The 12,705-nt window shown below is 71.9% G+C and carries 12 protein-coding genes and 1 tRNA gene; 6 read left to right on the forward strand and 7 right to left on the reverse strand.

All coding sequences use genetic code 11. From position 1 onward, the window contains the following. Positions 1-109 precede the first annotated feature (109 nt). Entirely contained in the window at positions 110-934 is an 825-nt protein-coding gene (locus OG542_RS20760; protein WP_328412871.1) for a triphosphoribosyl-dephospho-CoA synthase, read from the forward strand. A 54-nt stretch (positions 935-988) separates the two neighbouring features. Here the strand turns inward: OG542_RS20760 and OG542_RS20765 are convergent, their stop codons facing one another. After that, positions 989-2,491 carry an aminopeptidase P family protein gene (locus OG542_RS20765; protein WP_408057776.1) on the reverse strand — a complete coding sequence of 501 codons (1,503 nt, stop codon included), beginning with the start codon at positions 2,489-2,491 and terminating at the stop codon, positions 989-991. Between the two features lie 67 nt (positions 2,492-2,558). Continuing rightward, positions 2,559-4,073: a PP2C family protein-serine/threonine phosphatase gene (locus tag OG542_RS20770; protein WP_328412875.1), complete on the reverse strand. Its 1,515-nt coding sequence runs from the start codon at positions 4,071-4,073 to the stop codon at positions 2,559-2,561. A 501-nt stretch (positions 4,074-4,574) separates the two neighbouring features. Here OG542_RS20770 and OG542_RS20775 point away from each other — a divergent pair. Both OG542_RS20775 and OG542_RS20780 read left to right on the forward strand, forming a co-directional pair. Next, positions 4,575-5,240 carry a bifunctional DNA primase/polymerase gene (locus OG542_RS20775; RefSeq protein WP_311126584.1) on the forward strand — a complete coding sequence of 222 codons (666 nt, stop codon included), beginning with the start codon at positions 4,575-4,577 and terminating at the stop codon, positions 5,238-5,240. Positions 5,241-5,295: 55 nt separating this feature from the next. Continuing rightward, positions 5,296-5,931 (forward strand): hypothetical protein, encoded by a 636-nt coding sequence (locus OG542_RS20780; RefSeq protein WP_328412877.1) that lies wholly within the window; start codon positions 5,296-5,298, stop codon positions 5,929-5,931. Positions 5,932-6,174: 243 nt separating this feature from the next. Here OG542_RS20780 and OG542_RS20785 read toward each other — a convergent pair whose 3' ends face one another. The 3 genes from OG542_RS20785 to OG542_RS20795 form a co-directional block, all read right to left on the reverse strand. Then, positions 6,175-7,140 (reverse strand): DUF5926 family protein, encoded by a 966-nt coding sequence (locus tag OG542_RS20785; RefSeq protein ID WP_193479088.1) that lies wholly within the window; start codon positions 7,138-7,140, stop codon positions 6,175-6,177. A gap of 122 nt (positions 7,141-7,262) precedes the next feature. Further along, positions 7,263-7,901 carry an ATP-binding protein gene (locus OG542_RS20790; RefSeq protein WP_184593748.1) on the reverse strand — a complete coding sequence of 213 codons (639 nt, stop codon included), beginning with the start codon at positions 7,899-7,901 and terminating at the stop codon, positions 7,263-7,265. Positions 7,902-8,054: 153 nt separating this feature from the next. Further along, positions 8,055-8,882 (reverse strand): glycerophosphodiester phosphodiesterase, encoded by an 828-nt coding sequence (locus OG542_RS20795; RefSeq protein WP_328412880.1) that lies wholly within the window; start codon positions 8,880-8,882, stop codon positions 8,055-8,057. Between the two features lie 287 nt (positions 8,883-9,169). Here OG542_RS20795 and OG542_RS20800 point away from each other — a divergent pair, with 287 nt between their 5' ends. The 3 genes from OG542_RS20800 (at position 9,170) to OG542_RS20810 (ending at position 11,643) form a co-directional block, all read left to right on the forward strand. Beyond that, positions 9,170-10,627: a S1C family serine protease gene (locus OG542_RS20800; RefSeq protein ID WP_328412882.1), complete on the forward strand. Its 1,458-nt coding sequence runs from the start codon at positions 9,170-9,172 to the stop codon at positions 10,625-10,627. 63 nt (positions 10,628-10,690) lie between these two features. Further along, positions 10,691-10,777 (forward strand) — tRNA-Ser (locus OG542_RS20805). 107 nt (positions 10,778-10,884) lie between these two features. Continuing rightward, on the forward strand, positions 10,885-11,643 hold the full coding sequence (locus OG542_RS20810; RefSeq protein WP_328412884.1) for a glycosyltransferase family 2 protein: 759 nt from the start codon (positions 10,885-10,887) through the stop codon (positions 11,641-11,643). Between the two features lie 19 nt (positions 11,644-11,662). Here the strand turns inward: OG542_RS20810 and OG542_RS20815 are convergent, their stop codons facing one another. Further along, positions 11,663-12,418 carry a PIG-L deacetylase family protein gene (locus OG542_RS20815; protein ID WP_328412886.1) on the reverse strand — a complete coding sequence of 252 codons (756 nt, stop codon included), beginning with the start codon at positions 12,416-12,418 and terminating at the stop codon, positions 11,663-11,665. A 69-nt stretch (positions 12,419-12,487) separates the two neighbouring features. Next, positions 12,488-12,697: a ferredoxin gene (locus OG542_RS20820; RefSeq protein WP_328412888.1), complete on the reverse strand. Its 210-nt coding sequence runs from the start codon at positions 12,695-12,697 to the stop codon at positions 12,488-12,490. Between the last annotated feature and the right edge of the window lie 8 nt (positions 12,698-12,705).

Below are 12,705 nucleotides of genomic sequence, written 5' to 3' on the forward strand. Positions count from 1 at the left end.
GCGGGCTCTCAGCCCGGACTCACGAACTTGACGGGTGGCCTCCTTAGGTTCTCCGTTCCATGACGGGAAACCACAAGACACGTCCTCCCCTTCTTCCTGAGGTACGGCGGTGAACAGCCGTGCGGACGAGTTGCTCGCGCAGGCCGCCGTCGACGCACTGGTCGGCCAACTGGCCCTGGCCCCCAAGCCGGGCCTGCCCGACCCGCGCGACCTGACCGCCCGGGCCACCCGCCGGGACCACAGCTCCCTGCGCTGGTCGGCCAGGGCACTGCTGCCCGGCCTCACGGCGATGGCCGCAGCGGCCCGCCGCACGGGCGAGCCCAGCGCCCGGCTCCGGGCGGAACTGGGCGCGATCGGCCGCTCCACCGAACACACGGTGGGCCTGACGGGCGGCGGCCACCGGGGCGCCCTGTGGACGCTCGGCCTGCTGATCGCCGCGGCGGCCCTGAAACCGGGGGCGCGACCGTCCGACACGACGGCCCTGGCCAAGCAGATCGCCGCCCACCCGGACCGCCGCGCCCCGCGCCGCCCCTCACGCGGCTCCACGGTGTCGGCCCGCTACGGCGCGGCGGGTGCGAGGGGCGAAGCCAGGGCCGGCTTCCCCCACGTCCGCCGCGCCCTGACCACCCTCGCCACGTCCCGCGCCCAAGGCGCGAGCGAGCCCGAGGCCCGCCTGAACGCCCTGCTCACGGTGATGTCCACACTCCAGGACACCGAACTCCTCCACACCGCGGGCCCGATCGGCCTACGCCATGTCCAGGCGGGAGCGCGGGGTGTGCTGGAAGCGGGCGGTACAGCCACGGAGCAGGGGGCGGCGGCCCTGACGGTCCTGGACACAGACCTTCAGGCGCGTGCCTGGATTCCCAGGGGCAGCGCCCCGCTACTCGCAGGCACGCTGTTCCTGGATGCCTTGGGGGCGCGGGGCTGTGTCTGATTGCGGCTCCGCCGCGTGGGCGCGACCAGCCCCCCACGCACCCGCGGACGAAACTCAACCCTTGACGGAGGCCATCCACGCCTCGACTTCATCCGACCGCCGAGGCAGCGCCGCACTCAGATTCCGGTTCCCGTCCTCGGTCACGAGGATGTCGTCCTCGATCCGCACACCGATACCCCGGTACTCCTCCGGCACGGTCAGATCGTCGGCCTGGAAGTACAACCCGGGCTCGACGGTCAGACACATCCCCGGTTCCAGCACACCGTCGACGTACGTCTCGGTCCGCGCGGCAGCGCAGTCGTGCACATCCATCCCGAGCATGTGACCCGTGCCGTGCAACGTCCACCGCCGCTGAAGCCCCAGCTCAAGCACCCGCTCCACCGGCCCCTCGACGAGCCCCCACTCGACCAGCCTCTCCGCCAGCACCCGCTGCGCGGCATCGTGGAAGTCCCGGTACTTCGCGCCCGGCTGCACGGCCGCGATCCCGGCCTCCTGAGCCTCGTACACCGCGTCGTAGATCTTCTTCTGGAGCTCGCTGAACCGCCCGTTGACCGGCAGCGTGCGCGTCACATCCGCCGTGTAGTACGTGTGCGTCTCCACACCCGCGTCGAGCAGCAGCAGATCGCCCGACCGCACGGGCCCGTCGTTGCGCACCCAGTGCAGCGTGCAGGCGTGCGGCCCGGCCGCGGCGATCGTGCCGTAGCCGACGTCGTTGCCCTCCACACGCGCGCGGAGGAAGAACGTGCCCTCGATGTACCGCTCGGAGGTCGCCTCGGCCTTGTCGAGGACCTTCACCACGTCCTCGAAGCCGCGCACGGTCGAGTCGACCGCCTTCTGCAGCTCGCCGACCTCGAAGTCGTCCTTGACCAGCCGCGCCTCGGAGAGGAAGACCCGCAGCTCCTCGTCGCGCTCGGCGGTGACCTTGTCGGTCAGCGCGGCCTCGATGCCGGCGTCGTACCCGCGTACGACCCGCACCGGACCCGTGGCCTCGCCCAGCGCCCCGGCCAGCTCGCGCACATCGGAGGCGGGGATGCCGTACAGCTGCTCCGCCTCGGTCAGGGAGTGGCGGCGGCCGACCCACAGCTCGCCCTGGCCGTTCAGCCAGAACTCGCCGTTCTCCCGGTCGGAACGCGGCAGGAGGTAGATCGTCGCCTCGTGGCCCTCGCCCTTGGGCTCCAGGACCAGGACACCGTCCTCCGTCTGGTTGCCGGTGAGGTAGGCGTACTCGACGGAGGCGCGGAAGGCGTACTCGGTGTCGTTCGAGCGGGTCTTCAGGTTGCCCGCGGGGATCACCAGTCGCTCGCCCGGGAAGCGCGCGGACAGCGCGGCCCGGCGGGCGGCGGTCTCGCCGGCCTGGGGGACGGGCTCGAGGTCACGCAGCTCGGTGTCGGCCCAGCCGCTCTTCATGTTCTCGGCAAGCTCGTCGGACACGCCGGGGTACAGTCCGTTCTTCCGCTGCTTGATCGGCTCTTCTTCGGCAGTCTCCGGCCGCGCTGCGGTAGCAGCATCATCAACGGCGCCCGAAAGCTCTTCTGCCACGGCGGTCAACCTCCTCATTGCGGCTCCTGGCCATCGTCCACTGTACGGCGGCGCGGACGACGGCTCAGGGCGATGACGAGGAGCGTTACTCGAATCGCACCGCCAGCAGCACGACATCCTCCGCACCGTCGGCCGCGTCCAGCCCGTCCGGCAGCACGCTCCGCAGGACGTGGTCGGCGATCGCGCCCGGGTCGCACCGCAGCGCCCGTGGCACTCCGGCCGCCGCCGCGTGCAGCCGGGCGAAGGCGCGGTCGGTGGCCTCGCCGGTGCGGTGCAGCAGCCCGTCGGTGTACAGCAGAACCGTCTCTCCGGGCTCGGCGAGGATCTCCACGCTCGGCGCCTCCCAGCAGGCGAGCATGCCGAGCGGAGCGGAGACCGACGTCTCCACGAACTCCGTGCGGCGCTGTCCGATCAGCAGTGGCGGGCTGTGCCCGGCGCCGGCCAGCGTGATCTTGCGGGCGGCCGGTTCGCAGTAGCCGAACAGCGCGGTGGCCGAGCGGGCCGGCTCGGTCAGCCGCAGCAGCAGTTCCAGGTCGGACAGGACCGCGACCGGATCCTCCCCCTCCATCACGGCGTACGCGCGCAGGGAAGCCCGCAGTCGTCCCATCGCGGCGACCGCGCTGGGTCCCGACCCGGTGACGGAGCCGACGGCGAGGCCGAGGGCGGCGTCGGGCAGCGGCAGCGCGTCGTACCAGTCGCCGCCGCCGCGCGGGCCGGTGCGGTGCCGGGCGGCGAGCTGCACGCCGGGCACCCGCGGCAGCCGCGAGGGGAGCAGCTCGTCCGACATCGTCGCCATGGCCGTGCGCGTGCGCTCGAGTTCGAGGAGCCGGGCGAGGTGTTCGGCGGCGTACTTGGCGTACAGGCCGACGAGGTGGCGCCGGCGCTCGTCCGGCTCGGCGGGTTCGTCGTAGAGCCAGACGGCGGCCCCGAGGCGGCCCGCGGTCCCGGTGGACAGGGGGAGGGCGTAGCTGGCGGCGTAGCCGAGACGGGCCGCGACCTCGCGGTGGCGGGGGTCGAGCCCCTCCGTGGCGAACAGGTCGGGCTCGGCGATCCCGTCCTCGCCGCCCGGCAGCCCGTCGAGGATCCGGCCGTAGGACAGGGCGCTGCGCGGCACGGTCTCGATGTGGCCGAGGTCGGCGCGGGCCAGGCCCAGGCCGATGGTGGTGTCCGGGCCGAGGCCGTCGCCCGGTTCCAGTACGACGAGGCCGCGCCGGGCGCCCACGAGGGCGGCGCCGGCCCGCAGCACTTCCTGGAGCGCCTCGTCGAGCGCGGCCGTACGGGCCAGGCGCTCGGTCAGTTCGTGGAGGGTGGTGAGGTCGGAGACCCAGCCGGCGAGACGGTCCTGCAGTACCGCGCCGGGTGGGGCCGGGGTGTTTGCGGGGACAGCCGGGGAGGTACCCGGCGCGCTGGGCGCGACAGTGTGTGCGGGTGCCGGAACCGTTGAATCGATTCCAGCCACTTTCGGAGGGTGCGGGGCGTTCATGGTCTCCGGCCTTCCGACCGGCGCGTACTGCTCAAAAGCATCGCAAACCCCCATGTCATTCTGCGCCGCCAGCAGTGTCTCCACATGTACACGCACTCGTGAGGAGATGTCCAGCATTGTCCTGCCGGGATTCCTGGTGTCCGTGAACCCCGAGGGAACAACTCCCCTTCCCCTCCCTGAAATGTAAAGTTGGCTTAAAACTGCCGCAGGGGACGGCTTATTGCGGTCGACTGGCCCTGATCGACGGAGCGTCACGACGGTCGTGATGGGTACGTACTCGGTGAAGGCCAGGGGTGGTTGGGAATCACCCGGGAACCTGGCGGCGGACCCGGGCGTCCTATCCACCGACGACCGTGCCCCATCCTCCCGTGGCGGAGGCGGAGAGAAATACGCGCGACGGCAAACGCCATACTTCGCCACCCCTACGCCACGCCCGTGCTTTTGATACACGCAGTATGGGCGGGACGGCCGCGGAGGCACCAAAGCTCGACCCATAGGGGTTCCCCCTGCTCACGGCAGGGGTGTGATGCGCCAACAGGTACGCACAGTGAAGTGATCGACACATGTTGTGATGGACCACGGTGTTGCCAGGCGTGCAACGGAAAGGAACGAGCGCTCATGCGCGAGATCCTCGGAAGGCGACGCAGGCTCCTGTCCAAGCGCGGTGACGGGACGCCTGAGCTGATCGGCGCGGCCCTGACCTACGCGACGGAATGGCAGTGGCCCGTACTCCCGGGCGTAGCCGCGGACCCGCAGGGGACGGGCCGTTGCGGCTGCCCCGACCCCGAGTGCACGGTGCCCGGCGCGCACCCCTTCGACCCCGGCCTCCTCGCGGCCACCACCGACGGACGCATGGTCCGCTGGTGGTGGGGCAACCGGCCCACGGCGCCGATCGTGATGGCCACCGGCGGCAAGGCGCCCTGCGCGGTGTCGCTGCCCGCCCTGCCGGCCGCCCGCGCCCTCGAGGCGCTCGACCGCATGGGCATGCGGCTCGGCCCGGTCGTCGCCTCCCCCGCCCGCTGGGCGATCCTCGTTAAGCCGTACTCCATGGAGCAGCTCGGCGAACTGCTCTACGCCAAGGACTTCGTGCCCGGCTCCCTCCGCTTCCACAGCGAGGGCGGCTATCTGGCCCTGCCGCCGTCCGAGACGGGCCAGGGCGAGATCCGCTGGGAGCGGGCGCCGCTGCCCGGCTCCTCCTCTCCGTGGGTGCCCGATGTCGAGGCCGTGGTGGACGCCGTGGTCGAAGCCCTCACTCGTACGGGTGTGAGCGCGCCCGAGTTCTAGGACCGTCGGGCGCGCCGGGCCCGGCGTCGGCCTCGGGGCGTTAAGTTCCGGGTTCATGCCGCGTCATGCCCGGGGCCGCTCCCGGGACCCCCGAAAGACCAGACTGCTCGCCCTCGCGGGCGTCGTGGCGGTGTGCGCGGTCGCACTGCCGCTGGCGGTGGCGTCCGCGGGGTCCGTACATTCCGTGCGTTCGGAGGGAGCAGCCGCCGAACGCGGTGGCCCCGCCGTCGGTTCCGAACAGGACGAGGTACGTCCCTCCCCGGGCGCCGACGACAAGGCGATCGGGGCTCCCAAGGGTGAGCCCTCCGCCGTTCCCACCCTGCCCACACTCGGCCAGGGCCTGGCGACCGCCGTGCGCTGCGGTCCCGAAGTCTCCTCGCCCGACGGCATCGAGGCGCAGACCTGTGTCGTGACGCAGGGTGCGCAGACCTGGGCGCGGACCTACTACCGCAATGCGACCGGCGAGGCGCTGGACGCCGTACTGACCATGATGGAGCCCGGCGCCCGGACCGTGCGGATGACCTGTGCGGTGAGCGCCGAGGACGAGCCGCGGACGTGCGAGACGCCCCGGGAGCAGGTGCGGGGGAATCTGGCGGCGTACACGGCGGTCGCGGAGTTCGCCCGGCGGGCGGGACAGGGTCCGCTGCTGCTGCGCTCGGGGAGCAACTCACCCGCGTGGACGGGTAGTTGACGAGCGGCGGCGTTCGGTGAACGGTCGCACGGACGAAAAGACCCGGTTGCTGGCGACGGGGGATGCACCAGCAACCGGGCTACGGGAACGGTAACAAGAGATCGGCGGTTCGCAAATTCGATCTCGCCCTTTCCAGTCACCGACTGGCCTGTCGCCAGCGGGAGTTGTGAGGGGAGTCACCCGTCCTGAGGCGCGCGGGTCCGGTCGGCCGGGGCGGCGGCCGGCCGGACCCGGTGGCGAGCGTCAGCTGAGCGTGACCTGCCGGTTGGTGAGGCCGCCGCGGGCGCGGCGCTCGTCCGGGGTGAGCGGCGCGTCCGTGGCCAGGGCGGCGGCGAGGCGCTCGGCGAACTCCGCCGCCGGCTTCTCCACATCCTCGGCCGTGACCCCGCTCGGCAGGTCCCACACCGGCACCGTGAGCCCGTGAGCGCGGAAGGAGCCCACCAGGCGGGTGCCCTCGCCGAGGCTCGAGCGGCCCGCGGCGTGCAGCCGGGCGAGAGCGTCCAGAAGCTGCTCCTCGGCGTGCGGCATGACCCACCGCAAATGGTTCTTCTCCGGCGTCTCGCACCAGTAAGCGGCGTCCACGCTCTGGAGCTTGACGGTCGGGATGGCCGCTGCGTTGGCCCGCTCCAGGGAGGCGGTCACCTCCGGCGTGGCGTTCTCCGTGTCCGGGACCCAGAACTCGAAGCCACTGTGCACTTCTGGCGCGAAGGTGCCCTCCGGGTCGAGCAGATCCTGCAGCCGCGGACCGCCGGCCGGGGCGCGGCGGCCCTGCACGGGCGTACCGGGCTGTGCCTCCAGGGCGCGCTGGAGGGTGTCGGCGAGGTCGCGGCTGATGTCGCCGGACGAGGTGTCGTTCTGCAGGCCGAGCAGGACCGAGCCGTCGTCGCGGCGCAGGGCGGGCCAGGCCATCGGCAGGACCGTGGCCAGGGTGACCGCGGGGACGCCCTCGGGCAGGCCGTCCTTGAGGGGCAGTTCGACCGTGGCCGCCGGGACCAGCTCGCGCAGGGCCACCCAGTCGCACTCGCCGGGCAGGCCCTCGAAGGGGCGGTGCACCAGCTCGGTCGCGGCGTGGGACGCGGCCCGGCCGTGACAGGCCTTGTAGCGGCGGCCGCTGCCGCAGGGGCAGGGCTCGCGGGCGCCTACAACCGGGACCTCGCCATCCGTGATCTGCGGGCGCTTGGCCTTCGTCTGGGGTCGCTTCTTGGCCATCGATGGTCTCCCGGTTACGGCTCGTCTCGTACGGTCGCGAGCCTAGCCGTTCGGGCCTCGGGCGACGGGATCCTGTGGACAACACTCGGTCCAGCGCGGCGGACGGGAGCTCGGTCCAGCGCTCAGTCCATGTCGTCGAAGGCGTCCGCGAAGTCGAGCCCGGGTATCTGGGATACCGCCGGGGCCGCGACGCGCGTCACGAAGTCGTCGCGGCGGTGGCCGGCGTCCGGGTCGTACACGTCGTCGTGGACGATGACCCACACCGTGACCTCACCGCGGATGTCGTCGCGGACGCCCCAGTCGTCGGCCAGCGCCGTGATGATGTTCAGCCCGCGGCCGCCGTGTGCCGTGACCGACGGGGTCGCCGGGGCGGGGCGGGTCGGGCCGCCGCCGTCCGTGACCTCGACGATGAGCCGGCCGGCCGGGTCCACGCGCCACGCGGCGAGAACGTCGCCGTCACCGGACAGGGCGTCGCCGAGAGGCCTGCCGTGTTTGCACGCGTTGCTCAAAAGTTCGGAAAGGATCAGTACGGCGTCGTCGATGACCGAATCCGCTACGCCACCGCTGCGCAACTGTGCACGCATACGGTGCCTTGCTTTCCCCACGCCCGCAGGGCCATGGGGTACGGCCATGCTCGACGACGTGGGCACCTCCTGTGCCACCACCAACGCCACCCCCGAGACCTCCTTCGCCCCACGCCACGGTGTGGATGCCCCATTGGCCTGTACCGGAAACCGGCCAATCAACGTCCTGTGACGCATTCACCACGATCGAATACGGACCGAACGCGCCGGAGCACTCCCCGTAATCACGTGGCTTGAATTCGTCGGTGTGGCCGAGATGGGAGGATCCCGCCCGTCAAGGCATGGGGTCAAGAGGTGTGCGTGGGTCTGGTGGGACTTGTGTGGCCAGCCTCAGCGGCCGAGGCGGTCCAGCACGGCGCGCGGACGATTGGTGATGATGGCGTCGATCCCGAGGTCGATGCAGAGATCCACGTCCTCCGGCTCGTTCACCGTCCACACATGCACCTGGTGGCCGGCCCGCTTCAGGCGCTCCACATAGACGGGGTGGTTGCGCACGATCCGGATCGAGGGGCCCGCGATGTCCACGCCCGGGGGCAGCCGCCCGTCGCGCAGCCGGGGCGAGACGAACTGCGTCAGATAGACCGTCGGCAGGGTCGGCGAGGCGGCCCGCACACGGTGCAGCGAGCGGGCCGAGAAGCTCATCACCCGCACCCGGGACTCCTCGGCGGCGGCCGGGGCGTCGAGGCCGAAGCGCTTCAGCAGGGCCAGCAGCCGCTCCTCGACCTGTCCCGCCCAGCGCGTGGGGTGCTTGGTCTCGATGGCCAGTTCCACCCGGCGCCCGGCGTCGGCGACTAGTCCGAGCAGCCGCTCCAGGGTGAGTACGGAGGTCGCCTCACGGTCCTCCGGGGTGTGCTCCCAGTCGGGTTCCTCGTCGCGCCCCTTCCAGGCCTCGCGCGTCTTCCACGAGCCGAAGTCCAGGGCGGCGAGATCGGCGAGTTCCAGGGCGGAGACCGCGCCGCGGCCGTTGGACGTACGGTTGATCCGGCGGTCGTGCACGCACACCAGGTGGCCGTCGGCGGTGAGGCGCACATCGCACTCGAGGGCGTCCGCACCGTCCTCGATCGCCTTGGTGTACGCGGCCAGGGTGTGCTCCGGGGCCTCCTCGGAGGCTCCGCGGTGGGCGACGACTTGAATCACATGCTGCCGTGCGTGGGTCACCGCGTCATGGTGCCACCGAGTCCGGGTACGCGTCCGGTCGTACGGACCCGACGGATTCACAGGTCCGTGCGGAGGCGTTGGAATTGCATCCCTTTCGCCAGTAATGACCTATATAAAGAATGGCCGCGGACCCACAGCCACCGCTTATGGTGCTCTGACGTCCCGTGGGAAAAGCTGACGGCATACAAAGGGACAAGCACAGCTGTATCGCGCCGGACCGTCGCCAGCGTGAAAAGCGTGACCGAGTGCGACCCAGGAAAAGCAGCCGTGGATCGAGGAGAGAAGCTGTGAGCACCGAGAACGAGGGCACCGCGGTACCCCCCGCCCCGTCCGCACCCCCCGTGCCGGTGGATGCTCCCGCTGCTCCGGCGCCCCAGGGGCCGTACGGGCAGGACGCCCAGGGGCAGGACGCCCAGGGGCAGGCCGCTCATGGAGAGGGCGCTTCTGGTGGCGCCGTGCATCCAGGCGGTTCCTCCTCCGCCCCCGACCCCTCATGGCCGCCGCCCCCGCCCCCGGCCACCCCGTCGTACGGCGACGGCGGTGCCGGATCGTCGTACGGCGACGGCGGTTCCGGTTACGGAGCGGGCGGCTGGGGTTCCTCCTACCAGCAGCCGGCGCCGAAGCCCGGCCGCCGCCGCAGTGGCCTGGTCGTCGCGATCCTGGCGGCCGCGCTGGTCGCGGGCGGTCTGGGCGGCGGCCTCGGCTACACCCTGGCGAAGAACAACGACGAGAACTCCGGCTCCACGACGGTCTCCGCCTCCACCAGCGGCGGCGACCTCAAGCGCGACCCGGGCACGGTCGCGGGCGTGGCAGCCAAGGCGCTGCCGAGCACGGTCACGATCGAGGCCGAGAGCAACAGCGGCGAGGGCGGCACCGGCACGGGCTTCGTCTTCGACAAGCAGGGCCACATCGTCACCAACAACCACGTGGTGGCGGGCGCGGTGGACGGCGGCAAGCTCACGGCGACCTTCCCGAGCGGCAAGAAGTACGACGCCGAGGTGGTCGGCCACGCGCAGGGCTACGACGTGGCGGTCGTGAAGCTCAAGAACGCCCCCTCCGACCTGAAGCCCCTCACCCTCGGCGACTCGGAGAAGGTGGCCGTCGGCGACGCGACCATCGCGATCGGCGCCCCCTTCGGGCTGTCCGACACGGTGACGACGGGCATCATCAGCGCCAAGAACCGCCCGGTGGCCTCCAGCGACGGCAGCGGCAGCCAGGCGTCGTACATGAGCGCCCTGCAGACCGACGCCTCGATCAACCCGGGCAACTCCGGCGGTCCGCTGCTGGACGCGCAGGGCAACGTCATCGGCATCAACTCCGCGATCCAGTCCACCGGCAACGGCGGCTTCGGCACCGGCCAGTCCGGCTCGATCGGCCTGGGCTTCGCCATCCCGATCAACCAGGCCGAGTACGTCGCCCAGGAGCTGATCAAAACCGGCAAGCCGGTGTACGCGAAGATCGGCGCGTCCGTCTCCCTGGACGACAGCTCGGACGGCGCGCAGATCACCGACCAGGGCGCGGGCGGTGCCGCACCGGTCGAGCCCGGCGGCCCGGCCGCCAAGGCGGGCCTCAAGCCCGGCGACGTCATCACCAAGCTCGACGACCGGGTGATCGACTCCGGGCCCACCCTGATCGGCGAGATCTGGACCCACAAGCCCGGCGACAAGGTCACGATCACCTACGAGCGCGGCGGCAAGCAGCAGACGGTCGACGTCACCCTGGGTTCGCGCACCGGCGACAACTGATCCCCACCCGCGCGCACCGACCCGTTACCCTTGTCCCCGCGCCGCCGATCACGGCCGGCGCGGGGAGGCGTGCCCGAGCGGCCGAAGGGAACGGTCTTGAAAACCGTCGTGGCAGCGATGTCACCGTGGGTTCAAATCCCACCGCCTCCGCGCAGGTCATAGATGTCGCGGGTGAGAGGGGCTGTCGAGCGTGCTCGGCAGCCCCTCTCGCGTGGTCGACGCGCGTTTGTCGCGTGTTCGTCGTGGAGAGGGGGCGCGTGAGCCGGCGCATCGTCGTCGTCACCGCTGTGCACGGCCCGTCGGCCCGGTTCCTGCCGGAGGCCCACAGATCCCTGCGCGAGCAGCGGCTGCCGGAGGGCTGGGAGTGGCACTGGGTGATCCAGGAGGACGGGGAGGGCCAGGACGTAGCGCCGTACGTGCCCGATGACGCGCGCGTGACGTTCCGGCAGGGCCGGGCCGGTGGGCCCGGGGTGGCTCGCACCATCGCGCTGGCGCATGCCGACGGCGCGTATGTGAAGGTCCTGGACGCCGACGACCAGTTGCCACGGGGCGCGCTCGCGCGGGATCTGGCGGTGCTGGAGGGCGACCGCACCCTGGGCTGGGCGACCTCGCGGGTGCTGGATCTCCTGCCGGATGGGTCGACGGTGGGGTTCGCGGGCGACCCTGACCAGGGGCCGATCGAGCGCGGGACCGTGCTCGACCACTGGAAGGCGAACGGTTTCCTCGCGCAGGTCCATCCGGCGTCGCTGTGCGTGCGGCGGGAGTTGCTGCTGGCCCTGGGCGGGTGGATGGCTCTGCCCGCTTCGGAGGACACGGGTCTGCTGCTCGCGCTGAACGCCGTGAGCCGCGGGTGGTTCTCGGGGGAGGTGGGGCTGCTGTACCGGAAGTGGGAAGGGCAGGTGACCGGGCAGGCGGCCCATGTGGACCGGGCCGAGCGGGAGGCCCGGATGGCCGTCGTGGAGGCCCGGGCCCGGGCGCTGTCGGCGCTGCGGTGGAGTTCTTCGGTGGGGCACTGACCAGCGCCCGGGTCCTGGCCTAGGGCAGGAGTTCCGTGTGCTGCGGTGCCGTGCCTATGGGGTCGTGGCGGATGTACCACTCGGTGCCGAGGAGCGGCCCCCGCTCGGGCACCGGGAGGGCTGCGATCAGGCCCGGGGCGGCTCCCCGTGCCACCTCGGTGCGGTGGGCCAGGACGGCGGCGGTCTTCTGCTCCAGCCAGGGGGTGACGTCGACGGCCGCCGTGATCCGGTCGTCCGGGACGGTGTGCATCGTCTTGCCCGTGGGGGCCAGGTGCCCGCCCCACGCCCGGACGGCGGAGTGCGGGTGCGTGGCCAGGTACAGGGCGCTCGGCTGCCAGGGCTCGCCGGCGTCCGGGTGGAGGCGTTCGAGTCCGGCGGCGTGGACCGCGAGCAGGGTCACGCGGTGGGTGTGCACATGGTCCTCGTGACCGGTCAGACCGCCGTAGGCGTCGTGAGTGACGACGATCTCCGGGCGGAAGTCGCGGATCTGTGCGACCAGTTCTCCCACCGCCTCGTCGAGCGGGGCGTCGCACCAGCGCGGTCTGCCGGGGGCCGAGTGCGGCACGCGCGAGTCGGCGTAACCGAGCATGCGCGGCCTGCCCGCGCCGAGGATGCGGAGTGCCTCGGCCAGTTCCGTGGCGCGTGGGGTGTCCGACGCCCAGGTCGCGGTGACGACCGCCGTGCGAGCGCCCGCGGACGCGTGCCGGGCGAGGACGCCGCCCGCCATCAGGGACTCGTCGTCGGGGTGGGCGAAGACCGCGAGCAGGCTCGGCATCGGCGACTGCATTGGCGACGGCGACTGCATTGGCGACGGCGACTGCATCGGAAACGGCAACGGCCCTCGCTACGGCCGGTCCGGCGACGAGGGCGCGTCAGTGATCAGGATGGCCTGGCTGGGGCACTTCTCCGCCGCTTCCAGGATCCCCGGGTCGTCCGTGCGGTCCTGGCCCGGGCGGACGACGCCGAACCCGTCGACGAACTCGAAGACCGCCGGGGCCCGGTGGGCGCACTCGGCGGAGCCGTAACAGAGTTCGCGGTCGACAGAGACCTTCATGACCCTTC

The sequence above is a fragment of the Streptomyces violaceus genome (assembly GCF_036014075.1).
Lineage (GTDB): Bacteria > Actinomycetota > Actinomycetes > Streptomycetales > Streptomycetaceae > Streptomyces > Streptomyces violaceus.

Excerpts from the sequence above, each read along its gene's own strand:
- OG542_RS20765 (WP_408057776.1), bottom strand. The coding sequence starts at position 2,491 with ATGAGGAGGTTGACCGCCGTGGCAGAAGAGCTTTCGGGCGCCGTTGAT.
- OG542_RS20785 (WP_193479088.1), bottom strand. The coding sequence starts at position 7,140 with ATGGCCAAGAAGCGACCCCAGACGAAGGCCAAGCGCCCGCAGATCACG.
- OG542_RS20790 (WP_184593748.1), bottom strand. The coding sequence starts at position 7,901 with ATGCGTCACAGGACGTTGATTGGCCGGTTTCCGGTACAGGCCAATGGG.
- OG542_RS20820 (WP_328412888.1), bottom strand. The coding sequence starts at position 12,697 with ATGAAGGTCTCTGTCGACCGCGAACTCTGTTACGGCTCCGCCGAGTGC.
- OG542_RS20775 (WP_311126584.1), top strand. The coding sequence starts at position 4,575 with ATGCGCGAGATCCTCGGAAGGCGACGCAGGCTCCTGTCCAAGCGCGGT.
- OG542_RS20770 (WP_328412875.1), bottom strand. The coding sequence starts at position 4,073 with ATGCTGGACATCTCCTCACGAGTGCGTGTACATGTGGAGACACTGCTG.
- OG542_RS20815 (WP_328412886.1), bottom strand. The coding sequence starts at position 12,418 with ATGCCGAGCCTGCTCGCGGTCTTCGCCCACCCCGACGACGAGTCCCTG.
- OG542_RS20780 (WP_328412877.1), top strand. The coding sequence starts at position 5,296 with ATGCCGCGTCATGCCCGGGGCCGCTCCCGGGACCCCCGAAAGACCAGA.